This window comes from Halanaerobium saccharolyticum (assembly GCF_003259895.1).
Taxonomy (GTDB): Bacteria; Bacillota; Halanaerobiia; order Halanaerobiales; family Halanaerobiaceae; genus Halanaerobium; species Halanaerobium saccharolyticum_A.
Map to the genome: position 1 here is coordinate 37,502 of NZ_QLME01000001.1, position 19,898 is coordinate 57,399.

General features: G+C 38.2%; 21 protein-coding genes. 1 reads left to right on the forward strand and 20 read right to left on the reverse strand.

Features of this window, described 5'->3' with window-relative positions:
• Positions 1-7 precede the first annotated feature (7 nt).
• From C7958_RS00170 to C7958_RS15540, 20 genes are all read right to left on the reverse strand, one after another.
• Positions 8-1,273, reverse strand: a complete 1,266-nt coding sequence (locus tag C7958_RS00170) for a phosphopentomutase (RefSeq protein ID WP_208320725.1) — start codon at positions 1,271-1,273, stop codon at positions 8-10.
• Complete coding sequence (locus C7958_RS00175) at positions 1,270-2,466, reverse strand: alanine racemase (RefSeq protein ID WP_111570646.1); 1,197 nt, start codon at positions 2,464-2,466, stop codon at positions 1,270-1,272. Before C7958_RS00175 ends, C7958_RS00170 begins: the two co-directional genes overlap by 4 nt.
• Positions 2,467-2,468: 2 nt before the next feature.
• Positions 2,469-3,578 carry an aminotransferase class V-fold PLP-dependent enzyme gene (locus C7958_RS00180; protein WP_111570647.1) on the reverse strand — a complete coding sequence of 370 codons (1,110 nt, stop codon included), beginning with the start codon at positions 3,576-3,578 and terminating at the stop codon, positions 2,469-2,471.
• 32 nt (positions 3,579-3,610) lie between these two features.
• Positions 3,611-4,507 carry a phosphotriesterase family protein gene (locus tag C7958_RS00185; protein WP_208320726.1) on the reverse strand — a complete coding sequence of 299 codons (897 nt, stop codon included), beginning with the start codon at positions 4,505-4,507 and terminating at the stop codon, positions 3,611-3,613.
• Entirely contained in the window at positions 4,488-5,612 is a 1,125-nt protein-coding gene (locus C7958_RS00190) for an amidase family protein (RefSeq protein WP_111570648.1), read from the reverse strand. The genes C7958_RS00185 and C7958_RS00190 overlap by 20 nt, the downstream gene beginning before the upstream one ends.
• A gap of 60 nt (positions 5,613-5,672) precedes the next feature.
• Entirely contained in the window at positions 5,673-6,944 is a 1,272-nt protein-coding gene (locus C7958_RS00195) for a YhfT family protein (RefSeq protein ID WP_111570649.1), read from the reverse strand.
• Between the two features lie 33 nt (positions 6,945-6,977).
• Positions 6,978-7,337: a DUF2620 family protein gene (locus tag C7958_RS00200; protein ID WP_111570650.1), complete on the reverse strand. Its 360-nt coding sequence runs from the start codon at positions 7,335-7,337 to the stop codon at positions 6,978-6,980.
• On the reverse strand, positions 7,334-7,708 hold the full coding sequence (locus C7958_RS00205; RefSeq protein ID WP_111570651.1) for a PRD domain-containing protein: 375 nt from the start codon (positions 7,706-7,708) through the stop codon (positions 7,334-7,336). Before C7958_RS00205 ends, C7958_RS00200 begins: the two co-directional genes overlap by 4 nt.
• Positions 7,709-7,718: 10 nt before the next feature.
• Positions 7,719-8,654 (reverse strand): GntR family transcriptional regulator YhfZ, encoded by a 936-nt coding sequence (gene yhfZ / locus C7958_RS00210; RefSeq protein ID WP_111570652.1) that lies wholly within the window; start codon positions 8,652-8,654, stop codon positions 7,719-7,721.
• Positions 8,655-8,851: 197 nt separating this feature from the next.
• Positions 8,852-9,589, reverse strand: coding sequence for a glucosamine-6-phosphate deaminase (locus C7958_RS00215; protein ID WP_111570653.1), 738 nt, complete (start codon positions 9,587-9,589; stop codon positions 8,852-8,854).
• A 256-nt stretch (positions 9,590-9,845) separates the two neighbouring features.
• On the reverse strand, positions 9,846-10,490 hold the full coding sequence (locus tag C7958_RS00220) for a bifunctional 2-keto-4-hydroxyglutarate aldolase/2-keto-3-deoxy-6-phosphogluconate aldolase (protein WP_111570654.1): 645 nt from the start codon (positions 10,488-10,490) through the stop codon (positions 9,846-9,848).
• Positions 10,468-11,937: a gluconokinase gene (locus tag C7958_RS00225; protein WP_111570655.1), complete on the reverse strand. Its 1,470-nt coding sequence runs from the start codon at positions 11,935-11,937 to the stop codon at positions 10,468-10,470. The genes C7958_RS00220 and C7958_RS00225 overlap by 23 nt, the downstream gene beginning before the upstream one ends.
• 24 nt (positions 11,938-11,961) lie before the next feature.
• Positions 11,962-12,777 (reverse strand): SDR family oxidoreductase, encoded by an 816-nt coding sequence (locus C7958_RS00230; protein ID WP_111570656.1) that lies wholly within the window; start codon positions 12,775-12,777, stop codon positions 11,962-11,964.
• 123 nt (positions 12,778-12,900) lie between these two features.
• A complete protein-coding gene (locus C7958_RS00235; RefSeq protein WP_166668463.1) occupies positions 12,901-14,205 on the reverse strand; it encodes a lactate racemase domain-containing protein in 1,305 nt (434 codons plus the stop codon).
• Positions 14,192-15,142, reverse strand: coding sequence for a phosphoglycerate dehydrogenase (locus tag C7958_RS00240; protein WP_111570658.1), 951 nt, complete (start codon positions 15,140-15,142; stop codon positions 14,192-14,194). Before C7958_RS00240 ends, C7958_RS00235 begins: the two co-directional genes overlap by 14 nt.
• 46 nt (positions 15,143-15,188) lie before the next feature.
• Positions 15,189-15,929, reverse strand: a complete 741-nt coding sequence (locus C7958_RS00245; RefSeq protein ID WP_208320728.1) for an SDR family NAD(P)-dependent oxidoreductase — start codon at positions 15,927-15,929, stop codon at positions 15,189-15,191.
• Between the two features lie 48 nt (positions 15,930-15,977).
• Complete coding sequence (locus C7958_RS00250; RefSeq protein WP_111570659.1) at positions 15,978-17,258, reverse strand: TRAP transporter large permease; 1,281 nt, start codon at positions 17,256-17,258, stop codon at positions 15,978-15,980.
• A 19-nt stretch (positions 17,259-17,277) separates the two neighbouring features.
• Positions 17,278-17,805: a TRAP transporter small permease gene (locus tag C7958_RS00255; RefSeq protein ID WP_208320729.1), complete on the reverse strand. Its 528-nt coding sequence runs from the start codon at positions 17,803-17,805 to the stop codon at positions 17,278-17,280.
• Between the two features lie 57 nt (positions 17,806-17,862).
• Positions 17,863-18,846: a C4-dicarboxylate TRAP transporter substrate-binding protein gene (locus tag C7958_RS00260; RefSeq protein ID WP_111570660.1), complete on the reverse strand. Its 984-nt coding sequence runs from the start codon at positions 18,844-18,846 to the stop codon at positions 17,863-17,865.
• 114 nt (positions 18,847-18,960) lie between these two features.
• Positions 18,961-19,104 (reverse strand): hypothetical protein, encoded by a 144-nt coding sequence (locus C7958_RS15540; protein ID WP_166668460.1) that lies wholly within the window; start codon positions 19,102-19,104, stop codon positions 18,961-18,963.
• A 373-nt stretch (positions 19,105-19,477) separates the two neighbouring features.
• Here C7958_RS15540 and C7958_RS00265 point away from each other — a divergent pair, with 373 nt between their 5' ends.
• Entirely contained in the window at positions 19,478-19,831 is a 354-nt protein-coding gene (locus C7958_RS00265; RefSeq protein WP_111570661.1) for a helix-turn-helix domain-containing protein, read from the forward strand.
• Positions 19,832-19,898: the final 67 nt, after the last annotated feature.

Here is a 19,898-nt window from a genome sequence, read left to right on the forward strand (position 1 = left end):
CTATCTTTTACAGAAAGCTCTCCCCACTTTCAGGTGCCCTGACTTCAAAATAATCCGCAATTGCTGCTGCTATATCAGCCAGACTTTCGCGGGGCGGCAGTACTTTTGCTGGTAAATCTTTTTTGTAAACTAAAAGGGGGACGTTTTCTCTGGTATGATGGCTGTGGCCTACAGTTGGATCATCACCATGATCAGCTGTAATAATAAAAAGGTCGTCTTCTCGTAAATTATCTATAATCTCCGGTATCTGCTGATCCACCATTTTTAAGACTCTGGCAAATTCTGCCGGATCCTGCTGATGACCTGCCAGATCAGTTTCCTGGACATTAACGGCAATCAGACCGGAATCAGCCTCCTCCATTTCCTGCTGCATCAGTTCCAGCACTTCTTCGGTTGCAACAGCAGGCAGTGATTTTCTGGCTTCTGGACAGTAGATTACATCCTGCACTTTACCAATCAAGCGGACATCTATCCCCTGGCCGGCCAGAATTGAAGTGATCTGTTTTTGATGATCAATTCCATAACCAAGATGGATTACCTGATAACCCTCTCCATAAACCCCGGAAGCTGTAGAATTAACACCTGTAATCTCAGAATTAGCATTCTCAATACTGTTAACAATCCTCTCAGTGCTTGTATTCTTACCGCCCAGCGCGATTACCCGACTGACTTTAACACTTGCTCTTACAATTTTTCCGATTGCAAGTATTTCTTCAAAATCTATCTCTTCTAATGAACCGCTGACATTGTAAATCTGCCCGTAATCAGCCTCAATATTATCCGCAACCACAACCCGCCGATCAACAAGCAGATAGGGATTTTCCTGGTCAGGCACACTAACTTTGTGCCCTTCATTTTCCAGAGCAGTCTTAACCTTTTGATGCACAACTTTAAAAGGCTGTATTTTAGGATGGGTCGGACTGGAACCCATAATTTCCTGATGTCCCATAAATGTATCTGCTCCATCATAACTTAAAGCAGCATAAGTATAAGCAGCTTTAAGTTTTTGTTTTTCACTTCCATTTTCCGTCAAATTTCGCTGTTCCGGATCCATTTCCAATGTACTTTTGGGAAAACTTGGATCAAGTCTGCTTAAATTATAAGCCGCCTCCAGACCCAGCTGATTAAGGTTATTCAATTTTAAATCTTTATTACTTTTTAAAACATTTCCCAGTGTATCTGCGGCCTGATCCTGCAGCCGCTGCTGTTCTTTGAGGTCATCCATTGCTCCAATTCCAAGTCCATCTAAAATTAATAAAATTACTCTCTTCAAAGCCTGCTCCCTCCTTTTTCGTCTAGCAGTTGTCCCTGACTATTATAAATTCCATGCAGTTTTAATTTACCGTTTTGTATACCGCTAATCACAGCCACTCTGGCTCTGGTAACAAAAATCTGAGTTCTAAAAGCATAGAGTACTGTGTCTCCAATCTTCAATTTTCGATCTCTATTTTCCAGCGAAGCATAATAATCAATCATCTCAGAATCTGGCTGTGAGGCTGAATAAACTCGACTATTATTTTGATAGTCATCAGCAGCTACCAGTCCATTTTTTAAGTGGGAACGGCTGTAAAAGCCGCCGCCAAAAGTATATGCCTTGTCATCTTTTAAATGAGATATTTCAGAAATATAGATCATTGCCGGTTTTTCTCCCTGATCATAATAACCGTGATAAGGGGTAGTTCCTGTCAGGGCATGTCCCGGCTCCCCGTGAGTTGCTCCAGCAGCAGCCAGCCTTGGAATCGTCTTCTGACAGCTGACACTTGGGGTATTTAACTGTTCAATTTCCAGCCCAAATTTTTCATTTAAAATTTCCCCTGTCTTTATCACCAGCTCTAAATTGGGAGTAGTTTCAATTTTTTTAGTCTGATAGTTAAATAAAAGGCAGGGAAAAGCTGTCAGCCCTTTAATTTCAACTCCCTTAAGCTTCATCAATTCAGGGATTACCTGATCTATATTTTTTAAATCAAAACCTCCAATCTGACCTTCATAATTAAATGAATCCTGACTGTAGATTCTGAGCATTATCGGCTGCACCCTATTCTGCTCCAGGGCCAACTTCGAAATTTGTTCTGCTTTTTGAAGGCTGTAGACAGTCATAATTTCCGGCTGATAAGCTATCATTTCTGAGAGCATAGAAGTCGGAACCTGAACTAGATGACCGACATTTCCCAGTTCAATCCCTGCCTGCGCCAGAGTTCTGGCCTCCCAGGGATCCACAGCAACCGCCTTTTTAATTCCCGCTTCCACTACCGCCTGAGCTGCCAGTGGATTTCTCCCCAGCTGTTTGCTCATAAAGTAGAGACTCAAATTATTCTCTGCTGCCGCTTCTGCCATCATAGCCGTATTAGCCTGAATCTGGTCCAGGTCTAAAATATATGTATTTGGTTCTAAAATATTTTTTCTGTGTAAATAAAAAGCTGTCTCAATTAATTCTGGATTTCTCTGCTGCATTTTTTTTAAAAACATGATTATCCCTGCCCTTTTAAAGCGGATATAGTTTCTTTAATGATTCTAATAACTGTATCAGCACCGGCCCGCATCGGATTAATCCGCACCAGATATTTTTCTGCTTCCGGATTTTCCTGTCTAAAAGTTCCCGAAATCCTGTAAAACATGGCTCCAATCTCATAGCGTGATTCTGAACCAACAGGATAGGGCACCCCTCCCTGCTCATTAACTGCTGCCAGAAAATCACGGGCTATTGCCTGCTCAAATTCTATAATCACAACTTTAGACTGAGCATTGGCAATAAATGAATTTTTAACCGCTTCAACTTCTCCCTGATTGAGGCGCTGATTAACCTCTTCTACAGTCTGAGCCTGAATTGCCAGACTGACAGGTGTATTTACCATGGACCGGAGAGCATCCATCGCCTCTGGACCCTGCACCTGACTGCCGCCCGAATAATTAATTGCTTCAACTTTATCTAAATATTTTTTCTTACCCACAAGCAGTCCGATTCCAGGTGGTCCCTGCAGTTTAAAAAGCGAAAAAGTACTCAAATCAGCACCTCTTTCAACCCCAATTTGCTCAACTTTCATTGCTGCATAGTTGTCATCTGTGATTATTGGTGTTTCGGGATATTTGGCCTTCAATATTTTTATAACTCTGCCAAAATCATAGCTGTCATCTATTTTCTGACGGCTGTGCTGAACTAAAATAGCTGCAAAATCTTCTGCCGGCAGCAATTTCTGAGCTTCCATTTCCTTTAAGCGATTGAAATCAAATTTTTTAGTTTCTAAATCCATGCTTTTAAATGTTACTTCAGTTGTTGGATAAACTGCTGCCTCGTGAATTAAAACTTTAGACCCCACCTCAAGATTGGCATTGAAAAAAGCTCTAATTGCACCAGTGCCTGCTCCTCTAACTAAAAGAGCCTTTTCCGCCCCAAAAAAGTCTGCCAGAACCTTCTCGACTCTGGCTGTATAGCGGGGCTTTTTAAATTCGGGGTCAAGTCCATAGTCACCTGCCTGCAAAAGCTCTGCTCCCTTAAATTGGCGCTGAATTGCATCTACAAGTTTCTGCTGCAATTTTATGGCTTGTTCCAGGCTAAGTGATTTAAGAGGATAAGTCTGCATTTTTAAAACCTCCATTTATAAAATAATAGCTTTTATGAAAATAATTTTGCCGGATTATGAATCAGGATGCCTTCAATCTCTTCTTCGCTTACAGCTGCTGCTTTTAATTTAGGAATAAATTTTTCAAAAAGATACTGATAACTGTGGCCGTCATTTGCTTTTAAATGTGACATCCGGGTAATATCTGTCGAAATTAAAACTTGATCTTTAAACCCTGCTTTAAGCAGGGCCTTAATCAGTCTAATTCTGAATTGATCACTCTGGTATTTTAACTTACCAATGGTATCAATGCCGATAAATACTCCTCTGGCGGCAAGCTCCAGCACATAATCAATATCAGCTGCCAGATCAAGATGACTGAGGGCCACCCGGGATAAATCTGCACCGGCTTTTTCTAAAATTTCAAGCTGCTCCAGACCACAGCTGCCAAGTGTCAGGTGGGTAATAATCGGAACTCCTGTCTCCTTCTGGGCGAGGGCGGCAGCCTGCAGTAATTTTTTCTCAGCTGCAGTTATTTCCTGACTGGTGCCAACTTCTCCAATCACACCGGCTTTAATATCTGTCCCCTCAATCCCTTCCTTAATTTCGCTGACCATTAATTCGACCAGTTCCTGTTTAGTCTTTTGGTAGAAAAAATCTGGCAGATAGGGTTCTTTGTAAAAGCCTGTGCTGGCAATAATATTCATTCCCAGCTGATCAGCCAGATAGCGGAGTCTTGCTGTATCTCTTCCCATCCCGATATTAGTCAGTTCGACAATCGTTTTAACTCCGGCCTTTTTTATTTCTTTAAGATCCTGCAGCAGAGCCTCACCTTCCAGCCGGGCATCGGGATCATTTTTCTGCTCTGTAAGATCTATAGTTAAATGTTCGTGATACATTGTAATTCCCATCGCTTCTGCTTTTATTTGTTTATTCAAAGTATTGATCAAAATTATCAGCTCCTAAAAAATCATTTTCTTTTTCAGCATAATTTTTGAGAAAATATCTTGCAAAAAGTTCCGGCCGCTTATAGCATTTTTGTAAACGCTCAGCCAATTTAATCACTTTAAATCCATTTTTTATACCTGGTCTGGCCAGTAAAACTATAGCAAGACCGAGCCTGTCAGTGGGGATAGTAACAGCAGTTGCATTGACCAGATTGGCTGCCCGCATTAGATATTTACCGCTCTTTTTCTGGGCAGCCTCAGCAATTTTAAAACTGCCGGCAACAGAATCACCATAACCATAATAATCAACAGGTCCTTCTGCAGTTATTATAATCTCATTTCCCTGCTCAAACGCCTTTTCTATAATCTGAATTGCCTGTTTTCGATCTTCACTGCCCTTAAGATTAATTCTATTTAGATTAAAATCACTCAACTCAGCTTCTATTTCTGCAGTTACAGCAGCCATATCTTCTCCCTGAGGTAATAAAACACTTTTCACCTCAGGCAGAGCAATAGTCAGATCTTTGTTTAACTCAACATCTTTACTCAAAGCCCACTGCTCTGGGGCAAGAATCTTTTTTAAAGCCAGAGTGCAGAGTTTAAAATCGTGAGAAATAAAGCCGATTCCAGGCCTGAATTCTAAATTATCAGTTGAAATTCTCTTGTTAGTTGCCTGAAGTCCCATACCTTTAGCCATCAGGGAAGACAGAGAAACCGAGGCTGCAGGAGCTAAAACTGAACCTCCACCATCTGTTCCCACCGCAAGATCGTTTATTCCCCGGAGAATATTTAGACAGCCTCCACTGCTGGAACCAGTCATCACTCTCAAAGTTAAAGGATTGATTAGCTCAGGATCGACTGCTCTCCCACCTCTGGCCATCTTATCAATTGTATGTAAAAGAAAAGTCTGATCCTCAGTTAATTTATCCACTAATTTTTTTGAAATTTGAGAGGTGTTTTTAATACCCAGCAGATAATGTTCTTGCCTGGATTCGGCCAATTCTGACAGCCTCTTTTTCAGGCCGCTGTTGTGATAAACCACTGCTTTAGAACTGCTGGCAAGAGCATTATTAAATTTTTTCTTTAAATCCAGGTTTAAATTATTCATATTTACTCCTTAATTTGAGCCCGAAAATTTTAGAATTCCCGGGCTCAATTTCAATTGTATTTAGACTAAAGAAAATAAAGCGAAAATATTAGCAATAATACCAACCATTATAGCTGCTGTAGGTCCAACTGCCATTCTTACTATTGGCTGATCTCCAATTTCGTTTAAAATATAGAGTCCGGCCACAAAGAAAAACCCAAATCCTGGTATGATTGCATTGGCAGCATTCATACCTCCAACTAAGAGGGCTACTTCTAAAACTTTAGACATCGAAGTCCTAATATTATCACCGGCTTTTTTAATTCCAGGAAACTTATCAAGCAGAGTTGCAACTTTACCCAGTAATAAAATCTCTATGGAAATAATTACAGCACCTACAATTGCAGCAATCAATGGGTTCTGAATAAATAGAGCCGCTGCAAAAATAAATGTCATTCCTACAGGCCCATATACTCCTGTAGCTATTGCTGTAGTAGCAATTAAAGGAACAAAACCAACTGCTCTGGCTAAAGCAGCAAGTGCAGCTTCATTTATTGCACCCTCACTTACTAAGTTTAAGGAAATAGGATCTCCTGCCAGAATTAGATAAGCAGTAGCAGCCGAAACTAATCCACCCATCACAGCTAAATAGGGTAAGTTGCTTTTAATTCTTTCCACCCTTTTACTAAAAATTGAAACTAAATCACCAACATTACTTTCTTCTCCCTTTTCTCCAGCGGCGAAGATTAATAAGGTTGTCATACCAGCAATTAGTGCCATTCCTTCGGGATTAATACTTATTTCAAGACCATTAATCATTAAGGGGCTAACAACAACTGCAATTTGTCTCACTATTCCAGTAAGGATTAAAGTAAATCCACCTTTTTTGATTCCAAACTGATAAGCAACAGCCAGGGCAGGGAAAGCAGCAAAGGCTACAACTATTGGACTACCTACAGCTCCCAGATCTTCTAAAAAGTTAACAGGTAAAACTTCAAATAAATTTACAATTGCTTCCAGACCATAAGTTAAACCAACACCATATAGAGCACCAACTACTCCAGCGCCAGCTGCACCTTTGTTATTATCTGGGGCCCAGGTACCAATAATATCTGTACCCAATAAAATACTATGTATTAAAATAATATTTGCCGATAAACTAAATGGAATTCCAAAACCAACAACCAGACCAAAACTCATAGCAAAAGAAGTAGCAGCAAGTTCTTTACGGCTCATTCTATTTTCTACATATTCTGGTATTACCGGACGCAAACTATCATTAAATACAGCAATCCCCTTATTTGCAAGTATAGCAGCCATTCCACCAATTAAAGCCATTAGTATTAATTGCATTATTCTCACTCCCGTTTTTTGTTAGACTTTACTTTAGTTTAAAATGTTCTTTAATAAAAGAGTCACAGCTTTTTCTAAATGATCTGAAGTAAAACCAAAAGCAACTTTTCCTGCTTCAAGTTCTTCAACTATTTTTTCCTCTTTAGGTGGCTTAGCAGGCATTGAAATCGTAGCGCATTTAGTGCTGCTCAAGATTGCCATGGCCATTCCTAATGCTCCTCCACCACCGGTATGACAGGCACCAAAATAATAATCAGCTTTTCCCTGCTTAATTGTATTCGCCGCTTTAATATCATCCATGATCTCTACCTCTACTTGATCACCGGCAATTTCTTTAATTTTTTTAGCAATTTTTTGTTTGTCAACCTGACCGCCTACAACTATCTTCATTATTTATTCCCCCCCTCTTTTTTTATTAAATTACCAAAATGTAAAACTAAATAATTTTTTTCTCCAGCTGGAATTTCAATTTCGGTTTCAGCTTCAATTTGCTCTATAAAATCCATACAGTCAGAATAAAATTTTTCTTTTTTTAACTCTGCTAAAACCATCTCATTTAAATCTTCTACTTCTTCACCTTTTTTTATCCTCATCAGAGCCATCGGTAAATGGGTTACCAGCATTGCTGCATTCTCATTTTTTAATTCTAAATTAAAATCTGATTCAAACTTTTTCAATAAACTTTCTATCTTTTTCTTTAGTTCTGTTTCCAGTTGATCACCTTCAACTAAAATCTCTAATCTCTGTTTTAATTTAGGATCCATTCTCTTCCTCCTAATACTCAGGAATTAATTTGTGATTATATACTTCTTTTTGAGCTTTAATTACCTCTTCAGGATCAATTGTCTTGGCTAAAATCCTCTTAATCATTCTGCTGTTTTTATTAACCAAAATTACCGCATTACTGATATCTTTATTTTTGGCAGTCGATTTATCATTCTGCAGTTCAGTAAAGTTTATATTATCAAGGTCTTTAATCTCATCATAATTCCAGACTGCTGCATCTATAGTTTTATTTTTTATATGCTCCATTATTTTCATGTAGGTCAATTCTATAAATTCTACATCCTGATTTTGACATTCCAGCTTTGTTAGTATCTTATGATCAATAGAAGTTGAATCAAGTCCAACTTTCATCCCATTTTCAATTTTTGCAGCTTCCGGATCCGAAAAAACTATCACATGTTTAGAAAGATAGGTACCCGGTCCAAATTCACAAAAAAGTTCAAATTGATCCCGATCTTCATGATTCTGGGCAGCAAATTTAGATAAAACAATAAAATCATATTTATCATCTTTTAAGACATTCAATCGTTTTTCCGCACCTCTGGTATAGGCAATACTGTAATTAAAATCTGCTTTTTTAAACTCCTGATTTAATCCAGTTGCCAGCCCCTCATAACGCAGAGAATAAGGCAGTGGTAAAAGTCCCATTATCATTCCTAAATCTGCAATTTCCCAGAGCAGGTGATAATCTAAATCAAGAATATAGCTGCCTAAATGTCCTTTTGATTCCAGCTCTACAGCCTGATGTTCAGTTAAAAATGATATTGCAGACTGGATAGTGCCTCGTCCGGTGTTATAGCGCTCCGCATAACCACTAATTGTATCAATTCTTTCGCCTTTGTTTTTTAAGAAAAAATCCCGGGCCAGCATTGAAGTTATGAAGCCGATTTTTGACATCATTTTGCTCTTTATTTCAGAAACCATTTAATTCCTCCTTTTTAATATACAATTTTCTGTACAATAGAATAAAAATAAAATACAATGTACTGTATTCTGTATATTAGTTTAGCATAAGATTTAAAATTTTGCAACTATTAATCTAAGTTATCTAAAAACTGCAGCCCATAACTGCCTGAGCTGCAGCCATTACAATCTTAAAATCATTTATTTAAACTCATATTTTATAACAATTTAGCCGAATCTTCATCTAAAAAGACATCTGTACTTTTATGCTCTTTTAAAATTGAGGCAGGACAGTCAACTGTAACTTCATCACCAGCTAAACAATTCTTAACTGCCTCAGCTTTTCTGGCGCCGGGTACTGTGCAGATAATATTTTCGGACTTCATAATTTGTTTAACTGTCATCGTAATCGCATTTTTTGGAACATCAGCAATAGTCTCAAACCAGCCTTCTTTAACCTGCTGTTTTCTGGAAACATCATCCAGCTCAACAATAATAAATGGATCCTCTTCTTCAAAATCTGCAGGTGGTTCATTAAAAGCCAGATGACCATTTTCACCTATGCCAACAAATGCAGCCTGAATTTTATCTTCTTCCTTAATTTTTTGATTTAAGCTCTGACATTCTTTTTCCGGATCATTCATCCCATCTATTAAGTTAATTTCTTTTAATTCACCAACTTCAGAGATAAAGTTTTCTTTAATATATTTTCTAAAACTAGCCTTATGAGTTTCGTCTAGCCCGAGATATTCATCTAAATGATAAAGTTTAGTTTTGGACCAATCTATATCATCGAATTCTACTAATTCAGCTAAAAAATCAAGTTGAGAATTACCGGTAGCGATGATAAATACTGCTTCCCCATCTTTTTCGATGCTTTCAATCAAAATTTCTCTAGCTCTTTCTGCGGCGTATTTACTTGTTGTTTTTTTGTCCTGATAAACATTTATTTTCATTTTTTGTTTCCTCCTAAGAAGATTGTATGGCTTAAATTTTTAGACTTAATTTATATTTCACGGTCAGTATTACTCTCCCTGCATTTTAGAAAATATTTTTAAACTTATTAAATCCTTAAATTGCAATGATAAAAATCCTGCCGTTTTTAAAATTACTTAAAACAGCAGGACTCTAGTTACTATTTAATTAGATTTATTAACAACACCCAGGCCGCAATTTGATTTCAGGACTTATTCTTTATATTTTATATCAGCTCTAAACTTCTCTGGCCTTTGCTATTTTTTCAACAAAAGCCGCCGCAGTTTGAGTCACTTTATCAAAATCTCCAGTTTTGGCACCAGCAGTAAGGGAACTGCCAACTCCAACCGCTGCACTTCCGGCCTTAATCCATTCTGCAACATTATCCAGACTAACTCCTCCAGTAGGCAGCAGTGGTGCCTGGGGTACTGGTCCTTTAATTGCTTTGATGATCTTTGGTCCAAAAAGCGAGGCCGGGAAAATTTTAACTAAATCAGCACCCGCTTCCATAGCTTTTACTACCTCAGTTACTGTCATTGCTCCCGGGATTACAGGCTTCTGATATCTATTAGCTAACTTAACCATCTCCTCATTAAAAGAGGGACTGACAATGTATTCCGCCCCTGCCAGAATACAGGTTCTAGCAGTTTCGGCATCCAGAACAGAACCAGCTCCTATTATGATCTCCTCTCCCTCAAATTCTTTACTTAATTCAGAGATAACATCCACCGCTCCGGGAACTGTCATGGTGATTTCCAGACCTTTTATTCCTCCTTTTTTGACTGCCCGCGCAATCTTGACTGCCTCATCTCCATTTTGAGCTCTAATCACAGCAACGATACCTGTTTCCTGCAGTTTATTAATTGTATTCATCATAATCATCCTTCCGCTTAGTTTTTTGATACCAGTATTTATACTTCTCAAACCGCGACTGATAAAATTGATGCCGCTCTAAATTAAAATCGATAACTTTACCAGCTTCTGGCTGATAATTACTTAAATCTTTAATTTCTCCCAGAGCCTTTAGCCCCAGGATTATTGATCCCATCGTCGAAGAATCTTTAAATTCCGATACAATCATTTTTCTTCCAAAAATATCGGCAGCCATCTGCAGCCACTTCTCAGAATTTGTAATACCACCAGAAATCCTTATTTTTTCCGGTTTTAAACCCATTTCTTCAATAATTAAATAGGACTGGTAAAGGTTGAATAAAACTCCTTCCAGAATTGAATAATATAAGTCGGCAGATAAATGGCTGCCTTTCAGCTCACAGAACTGGGCTTTTCGCTTATCCTGCCAGCCGGGACATCGCTCACCATAAATAAAAGGCAAAAAAATTGGAGCTTTATTTTTGTTTACATCTTTGAGAGAGTTTTCTAATTCCATGAAGTTAGAATCATTTTCTTTTATCTTATTTTTAAACCACTGAGTACAGTTGCCGGCCCCAGAAGTAGCTGCCCCGACTATCCTTTTTCCTTCAGCCCCATAATAGCACCAGGTAGCTGGTGCAGACGGAATTTTAGCTTTACTGGATGTAACCCGCAGGGCCCCGCTGGTGCCAACCGAGAGGGTCATCAGCTTAGATTTTAAACCACCTGCCGCTATCTGATTAAGAGCTCCATCTGGTCCGGGAATTAAGACAGGCAACCCAGGTTTTAAGCCAAGTTTTAGCGCCGCTTTTTTAGTTAAGCCAGCCTGATAATTAAGTTTTTTTAGTGGTGATAACTGTTTGGCTGAAAGACCGGCAAAATCAAGTATTTCCTGGTCCCAGCTGAGATCATGAATATTAAAGATCCCTGTTCCCGAAGCTGATGCTAGAGAAATTGCCCGGCTTTTAGTTAATTTCTCAAAAATATATTCTGGTTTAGATGAAAGATAGATTTGATCCACTTTAAAGCTGCTTTTATCTAAATTCATAAACTTCCAGAGAGGATAAATACTGTGCACAGGACAGCCTGTTTTTTGATATATCTTTTGAGCTAATTTTTTCTTTTTTCTGTACTTTGACACTGTCTCACCGGCAGAGGTATCAGCCCAGGTTAAAATCTCAGTCAGGGGCTTTCTATCCTGATCTAAAAGCAGGAAGCTGTGCCAGGTGCTGACCAGAGTTATTAATTCTATCTTGTTTTTTTCTGCCTGAGTCAGATCATTAATTAACTGCACAGCAGTCTTGATAATAAAATTATATAAAAGCTGGGCTGACTGCCTTTCCATATCTCCAGTCGTCTGCTCATAATTTTTGCTTAGATTTTTAATAATTCCCTTTGCCCGGGAAAACAGTGTCACTTTAACAGCTGAAGTACTAAACTCCAGAGCCAGAATGTACATTTTTTACCTCCTCAAATATCAATATTAAACTCCAGAGTAAGCTGCAAAGCCGCCGTCAATTGGGATAATCGAACCATTTACAAAAGAAGAGGCATCTGAGGCCAGCCAGATTACAGCTCCTATTAATTCTTCCGGACTGCCGTAGCGGTTCATTGGCGTATTATTTTTAATCTTTTTACCTCTTGCGGTTTCCTCGCCGGTTTCCTGATCAATCAGTAAATACTTGTTTTGAGTTGTTAGTAAAAAGCCGGGAGCAATTGCATTTACTCTTATTTTTTCCGAAATATTTTGATTTAGATAAACCGCAAGCCACTGGGTAAAATTACTGACAGCAGCCTTAGCTGCAGAATAAGCAATGGTTTTAGTCAGGGGACTGATAGCTGCCATCGAAGAAATATTTATAATACTCCCCTTCTCATTATTTGCAATTTCTTTTCCAAAAACCTGAGAAGTTAAAACAGTGCCTAAAAAATTAAGATTAAAGACCCATTTTATGGCATCCTCAGGCAGATCAAAAAAATCAAGCTCTTCACTGGTAGTTGCTTCTTTTTTATTACCGCCTGCCCCATTGATCAGAATATCCACTCTGCCAAATTCAGCTAACACTTCCTCTCTGGCATTTTTTAGACTCTCTTTATTTAAAACATCAGTTTTGACAGCTAAAACCTCACCGCCATTTTCTTTAATCTCAGCTGCTATCTCCAGGGCAGGCTCCAGATTAATATCTAAAAGTCCTATTTTCGCTCCCTGTTGAGCAAGTTCCAGCGCAATTTTGCTGCCTAAAACTCCACCGGCACCGGTTATTACCGCAACTTGATCTTTAATATCAAAAATATCCATTTTAAACCTCCTAATTTTCTCGCTAAATTTAATCTGTTATCTCCAATCAATCTTTTCTGAGCCTGAGTCCAGTCCTCTCCTAATTTCAGGCCAATCATTTGCATCCTAATTCTGGCTAATTTTTTATAAATCCCGGGCTGTCCAGAGACCGGTTGTCGGGTTGTCAATATAAAATACTCGCTCAGCGTTGATCAAATTATTGAATCCATAATCAAACTGCGAAATTGGGTAGCGGGCAAGTGCTTTATCCAGGGGCAGACAACTGTGATTTACCCCCTCTACTTCCTCCCGACTCAATTTATCAGTGGCAAAAGTGACTTTAAACCTGCCCTCAGTTGAGCCATGGATTAAGTGTGCTGCAGCTGATAAATTATTTTTTAAATCAGCATTATTCTCGACTTCCTGCCTGATCTGCTCACTACCTCGATATCCATATTTTCTAATTAGCTGATCAACTTCTTCGTATTCTCCAAATTCCTTTAAGCCGGGAGCGATTACAATTAGCTCCCCTCCGTCAGCAATAGCCAGTCTGGTTCTATAAATTGCCTTACAGCTTAACCAGGTTGATTTAAATTCTTTTTTGTCCATGTAAACAACTACCTTTTCCAGCGGCTCGGAGACTTTAGTTATATTGTGCTTCTGACTTAATTTAACCGCCCACTTAAATATTTCTTTATCCCGACCAATATAAAGACCCAGCAGATCAGTCGTTCCGGTCTCTTTATTAACTTCGGTAGAATTAACAGTTAAAATATAATCAACATTTACATTTTTTAAGAAATGTTCTTCTGCATAATCATATAATTTGCGGACAGGAGTCTCCCCTCTGCCAAGTAAACGCTCTATCCCATAAACAGCACCCAGATAGTGAGAGATATTTATCATTTCTGCGCCACCACAGCCGACAAAAATATTTTTGTTGAAGTTTGACATACCAACAACCCCGTGGGGTAAAACCTGACCAACAGAGATTACAAGATCATATTCGTCATTGACCAGTCTTTTATTTATTTTGACTTCAATTGACCTCTGCAGCTTCCCCTCAGAAATATTTTCGACAAAATCAGCGGGGATTTCTCCTATTTTCTGAATTTCATTTTTAAAGTCATGAACCAGAAAATTATCAGGTGGAATCTCCTGGCCAAACATATCTCTTATTTCCTGTTCGGTCATTGCTTTATGGGTTCCCAGGGCCGGCATAATATCAACTTGATAATCAGCCTGCAAAAGATTATATAATTCCCTGGTCAGTCTACCCGAACCCGAGTGTTTCCGGGTATAATCAGGTGGTACAATTAATATCCTGTCAATATCAGAAGCAATTTGAGCTGCATATTTCCTTAACAGTTCTTTTTCTTCTGCAGTCGATATTCTGTTAGAAACAGTTTTTCTTTCCAGGGCGAAACTTTTATTATTAATTTTTAACACCTCCTGCTGAATTATTCTCTAACATTGCAATTAAATTTCTGGTGGCTGCAGCTGCCATTTTCTCCACTGCCTCTTTTGTATTGGCACCCATGTGGGGAGTCAGCAGAAAATTATCAAGTTCTAACAATTGATGTTTACCTGGAGGTTCTTCCGAAAAAACATCACAGGCTGCTGACTCAAGCTCATTGTTTTTCAGTGCCTGATATAACTCAGCTTCATCAATCAGACCTCCCCGGGAAGTATTGACCAGCACAGCATCACCTTTCAGGAGGGAAAGTTCTTTTCTGGAAATGAAATTTTGGGTTTCCTTATTTAAGGGTAAATGCAGCGAAATAAAATCTGCTTCCTGCAGCAGTCTATCCTTATCCAGCATCTGCAGCTTATATTTTCTGATGAATTGACTATCATCAAAATAGGGGTCATAGACTTTGATAGACTTAAATATTCCAGCAGCTCTTTTTACTACTTCTCTGCCAATTTTTCCACAGCCAATTAAACCTAAAGTCTTGTCAGTCAGTTCTACTCCTTTGATCCGCTTCCACTCCCCTTTTTTTACGCTTTTAACTGCCTGAGGCAAATTACGGGCAGCTGCAAAGATCAGACCCAGAGCTAACTCTGCTACAGAAACATTATTGGTGCCGGGAGTATTGTCCAGTTTAATGTTTTTCTCTCTGGCAGCTTCCAGATCAATATTATCCATTCCCACCCCATATTTAGAAATTGCTCTGAGATTGGAAGCATTTTCAATTACCTTGCTGCTGATTGGATCAATACCAATTATGATTCCAACCACATCTTCTGCTAAATTGAGCATCTGTTTTTCAGTAAAAGTTTTTCCGGTATCATTAAAAATCGGCTGATAATCTCCCAGCAGCGGCATCATTTTATCTCTAATTTTGTAATATGATTTTGGGGTAATCAAAATTTTTTCTGACAACTTTATTCCTCCTATAGGTTATTCCATTTGTTTTTCTATTTAATGACTAATCCATTAGAAATCCACCATTGACATCAATTATTTCGCCAGTGATAAAACTGGCAGCATCTGATAAGAGGAAACTTACAGCTCCTGCAACATCTTCCGGCTGTCCCAGCCTCTTAAGTGGAATCTCAGAAATTATTCGCTTTCTTTTTTCTTCCGACCATTCTGAACTCATATCGGTTTCTATTGCATGGGGAGCAACTCCATTAACTGTAACATTATAGGGAGCTAAATCTCTGGCAAATGTTTTAGTCATTCCATCCAGGGCTGCCTTGGAGGGACCATAGCCTGGAGCAGAAGTTATATCTCCCATTTTGCCAGCTATAGAAGAGATATTTACAATCCTTCCCTGCTTCTGTTCTTTAAATTGAGGCCGTAAATATTTGCAGAATAGAAATGCACCTCTGGTATTTACTGCAAAAACCTGATCCCAGTCAGAGATACTTATTTCTTCTCCTACTCTTCTTTTGATAATCCCCGCATTATTTACCAGGGCCTCAATCTGACCGTATTCTTCTATAACTCCCTTAACCACTCTTGCAACATCTTCTTCCCTGGCTACATTGCAGTGTTTAAATCTGTACTCTCCCTCAAAATCAGAACTCTTTTCTTCTAATTTCTGACCTTCATCCTGATTAATGTCACATATTACTGCAGTAAAATTATTTTCAACCAATCGGTCAGCAATTGCTCTTCCAATCCCATTAACAGCACCTGTTACAATTGCAACTTTAGTTTCCATTTAAATCTCCTTTCTTAAGCTTAAATTAGATCTTAATCTCAAATCATCTTAGTTAAAAATCAAATTCGGTAAAAATATTACTAATTGAGGAAAAAACACTAACAAGATTATGACTGAAAATAATGCTAATAAAAATGGATAACTTTCTTTCATATATTCACCAACTGAGCATTCCATCACCGAGCAGACTGAGTACATGGCAACTCCAACCGGAGGTGTTAACAATCCCATGGCACAGATTATAACCATCACTACTCCAAAATGTACAGGGTCAATTCCAATTCTGGTAATTACAGGCACCAGAATTGAGGTTAAAAGCAAGATTATAACTGTTGAATCAATGAACATTCCCAGAAAGAATAAAAATGTGAGGATTATTAAAAATATTACCTGAGGACTGTCGCTAATATTTAATAAAAAACTTGTTAAAATAACAGGTATTCTGTCCCAGACAATTCCGTAGCTAAATAGTGAGGACAGCGATATTAAAAAGATGATCATTCCTACATCACCAATTGTATCCTTAACCGAATTGACAAATCGCTGCCAGCTCAGTTCTTTATAGATCAGGACTCCAATTACAATTGCATAGACTGCTGCAAATGAGCCAGCCTCTGAGGGAGTCATTAAACCAAATCTTAAACCAACAATTAAAATCACCGGAAATAAAAGGGCCCAGATGCTTTTAATAAAAGTTGGTATAATTTCATCAATCGAGGCCATTTCTTCTCTTTCTGGAGCATAGCCTTTTTTCCTGGAGGTGATAGTAACAGCAATCATTAAAAAAGCCATCATCATTAATCCAGGCACAATTCCACCTGTAAAAAGTCTTCCAATTGAGATTTCACCAATGTTTCCATAAAGCACCAGACCAATCCCCGGAGGAACCGCGATACAAATCAGGGCTGAAAAACCAATAATTGCAGCTGAATAGCCTTTTTCATATCCCTTTTTTGTCATATCCGGCCCCAAAATTCTGGCCTGCATTGAAGAATCGGCAATTGCAGATCCGGATACTCCTCCCATTAAGGTACTTAATACTACAGTAACCTGAGCCAGGGTTCCATATAAATGGCCGGCCAGTACTGACGCTAAATCTAATAATCTGCTAGTAATTCCTGTATTATTTAATAAATTTCCGGCCAGCATAAACATGGGTATTGCCAGCAGAGTAAAGCTCTGTGTTTCTGATAAAACTAATTGAACTGGCATTGTATAGGGCAGTGCCGGTTCCTGCATGAAAAAGAAAAACCCGGAAATTCCAATTGCAAAAGCAACGGGCATCCCCATTATTAAAAATAATGCAAATATAATTATTACTTCCAGCATTTATTATCTTCCTCCTAAATTAATCACTTAATTGATCTACCTTTTCTTTATCTTTCATTTTAAGAGATGCTGCCTCTTTTGTTTTATAGACCTGACGCATTTTATTAACTGTGGAAATTAATAATAAAATTGAGCCAATGGGTACACTGAGGGTTGCCCAGGCATAACTGAGCTCCGGGATCCCCTGGAATGTTCTAAATCTCGTATTATAGGTCTGGATAAAACCAAATCTAATTAGATAGCCCAGAAAAACAACAATAATTAAGTAATTTGCTAAAGTAATATAGTACTGAGCTTTTTCCGGAAGTTTTAATACTATAAATTTTACACTTAAATGTCTATCCTGCCGCATCGCAACATCTGCACTAAAAAAAGCTGCCCAGGCAAAAAGAAAAGCAGAAATATCAATCGCCCAATTTAAAGGATGCCCTACTGCCCTGCCGATAGCGGACAGAAACACAATTATCATAATCAAAACTAAGAATACTCCTGAAATTATTTTTTCGACCTGACATATTTTATGATAAATATTTTTAGCAGTCTCCAACTATAAACCTCCTTAAGAACCCCGGCCAATTTTGACCGGGGCCAGCCTTATTAATTTTTACTCTATTGCTTCCATTTCTTCATAAATTTGCTCTCGCTCATCCATCAAATCTAATTCCTCATAGGCCTGCATTCCGGCTTCTCTAAATGCTTCCAGATCAACATCTTCCACAATAGTCATTCCTTCTTCCTGCACAGTCTGCTTTATTTCTTCAGTCTGTTCGGCTAATTTGCGGGAAGTTTCCAGACCGGCTCTATTGGACTCTTCAACTAAGACCTCCTGATAAGCTTCGGGTAAGCTCTCAAACCACTGATTACTTACAACCTGAAAGTTAACTAATAAAAAATGTCTGGTTTCATTTACATAATCTAAAACTTCAAATAAATTTCCAGCAGGAATATTACTGTAAACTAACTCTGCTCCATCAACAGAACCCTGCTGAATACCTGTATAGATATCACCAAAATTCATTGCTGTCGGCACAGCACCTAAAGCCTCAACCGACTGATGCCAGATTGGTGCAGGGGGTGTCCTGATCCTTAAACCATCCAGATCCTCCGGACTTCTGACAGGTTCATTTGTCATAAAATGCCTGAATCCCTGAACCCAGGAGAAGGAAAGAATTTTAATTCCATATTCTTCTGCCAGTTCTTCTTCCCATTTTTGCATTGTCGGTGTCTGACGTAATTTTTCTACATCTTCTATTGTGTCAACAAAATAAGGAGCGTTAACCACTGCCAGTCCGGGCACATAACTGCCTAACCTTGCTGCATCAGTATTCCAGGCTATAGGTACTCCAGATCTCAGCTGTTCCAGAACATCTTCCTCTACTCCTAATTGCGAACTGGGAAAAACCTCAATCTGCAAATCTCCATCAGTTCTGTTTTCTACCCTTTCTGCCATGTTTACAAAACCTTCGTGAAAGGGATGGCTTTCATTTAGAACATGCCCATATCTTAATGTATACTCCTGGGCTGAGGCTGAAGCGGTGAGAACCAAAAGCAGTGATACTAAAACTACTAAACTCAAAATTTTCTTCATAATTTAAAATCCTCCTTATTATTTTGCAAAATCAATCCCAATTGTGGACTTTTAGAACAAAAAAAGAGACCGGGAAAAATAAATTTCCCGGCCCATGGCCCCAGGTTAGTCTTCTTATTTGACTTTTTTGATCTGTATAACAAAATTTTCTTTTTGCCCTTTGACTAAAACCTTTTGATGTTTAAAAAGTTTATATATCTTATCTCCAGGTTGAAACTTCACTAAATCTGTCAGCTCTTCTTTATAATTTTTACTCAAAAAAGATCCCTCCCGGGAACCACCAAGACTAATTAAACCGACTGTTTGAAAGATTCTGATTTTTGAAACAAAAAGGGGGTCTTTAAAATTTACACCCTTCAACGAATGTGATATAATTATTTAGTATTAACCCTAACAGAACAGCGCCAACTGAAATCTGTTACCCTTTTTATCTAATCTACTATCAATATTTAATCCCTCCTTTGTCTGCAAAAAGAGCAAGGGATAACTCTGTCCATTTATTGTTTCTGGACTTTAGTTTATAATTATCACATTTCAAGTTTATTATAGTTCTAATTTAGAACAATGTCAAGCTATTTTTATAAGTTTTTTTGTTAATTTTAATTATTCGACAAAATTGGAGGAATTTTTTATGACTTTCGGTGAAAACCTCAAAAAAGCTCGCAAAAATAAAGGTTTTACACAAAAAGATCTGGCAGAAATCGTGGGAATTAAACGCTCAACCATTGCCGGCTATGAAAGCAAAGATCAGGAACCAGCTTACAAAGTACTGAAAAAAATTGCTAAAGCATTAGACTGCAGCATTGATACCCTGCTTGCTGTTGATTATGATAATTATAAAGTAAGTGAAAGTAATGTAACTAAAGAAATACTACATAATGATCAACTTAAATTATTATTTAACGAAATACGAGAGATGTCTAATGACAAAATTGAGTTTTATAGAAATTTGATCAAATTTATTGAGTCTGAAAAAAATGAGTGAGTTTAGTAAAAGAAAACTCCTGTCAGCAATCGTACAAATGACCAACAGGAGTTCTTAATTATCTATT

What these genes read in the sequence shown, in the direction of transcription:
- C7958_RS00175 (WP_111570646.1), bottom strand. Translation starts at nt 2,466, where the DNA reads ATGTTTTTAAAAAAAATGCAGCAGAGAAATCCAGAATTAATTGAGACA.
- C7958_RS00180 (WP_111570647.1), bottom strand. Translation starts at nt 3,578, where the DNA reads ATGCAGACTTATCCTCTTAAATCACTTAGCCTGGAACAAGCCATAAAA.
- C7958_RS00190 (WP_111570648.1), bottom strand. Translation starts at nt 5,612, where the DNA reads ATGAATAATTTAAACCTGGATTTAAAGAAAAAATTTAATAATGCTCTT.
- C7958_RS00195 (WP_111570649.1), bottom strand. Translation starts at nt 6,944, where the DNA reads ATGCAATTAATACTAATGGCTTTAATTGGTGGAATGGCTGCTATACTT.
- C7958_RS00205 (WP_111570651.1), bottom strand. Translation starts at nt 7,708, where the DNA reads ATGGATCCTAAATTAAAACAGAGATTAGAGATTTTAGTTGAAGGTGAT.
- yhfZ (WP_111570652.1), bottom strand. Translation starts at nt 8,654, where the DNA reads ATGGTTTCTGAAATAAAGAGCAAAATGATGTCAAAAATCGGCTTCATA.
- C7958_RS00215 (WP_111570653.1), bottom strand. Translation starts at nt 9,589, where the DNA reads ATGAAAATAAATGTTTATCAGGACAAAAAAACAACAAGTAAATACGCC.
- C7958_RS00220 (WP_111570654.1), bottom strand. Translation starts at nt 10,490, where the DNA reads ATGATTATGATGAATACAATTAATAAACTGCAGGAAACAGGTATCGTT.
- C7958_RS00225 (WP_111570655.1), bottom strand. Translation starts at nt 11,937, where the DNA reads ATGTACATTCTGGCTCTGGAGTTTAGTACTTCAGCTGTTAAAGTGACA.
- C7958_RS00230 (WP_111570656.1), bottom strand. Translation starts at nt 12,777, where the DNA reads ATGGATATTTTTGATATTAAAGATCAAGTTGCGGTAATAACCGGTGCC.
- C7958_RS00245 (WP_208320728.1), bottom strand. Translation starts at nt 15,929, where the DNA reads ATGGAAACTAAAGTTGCAATTGTAACAGGTGCTGTTAATGGGATTGGA.
- C7958_RS00250 (WP_111570659.1), bottom strand. Translation starts at nt 17,258, where the DNA reads ATGCTGGAAGTAATAATTATATTTGCATTATTTTTAATAATGGGGATG.
- C7958_RS00260 (WP_111570660.1), bottom strand. Translation starts at nt 18,846, where the DNA reads ATGAAGAAAATTTTGAGTTTAGTAGTTTTAGTATCACTGCTTTTGGTT.
- C7958_RS00265 (WP_111570661.1), top strand. Translation starts at nt 19,478, where the DNA reads ATGACTTTCGGTGAAAACCTCAAAAAAGCTCGCAAAAATAAAGGTTTT.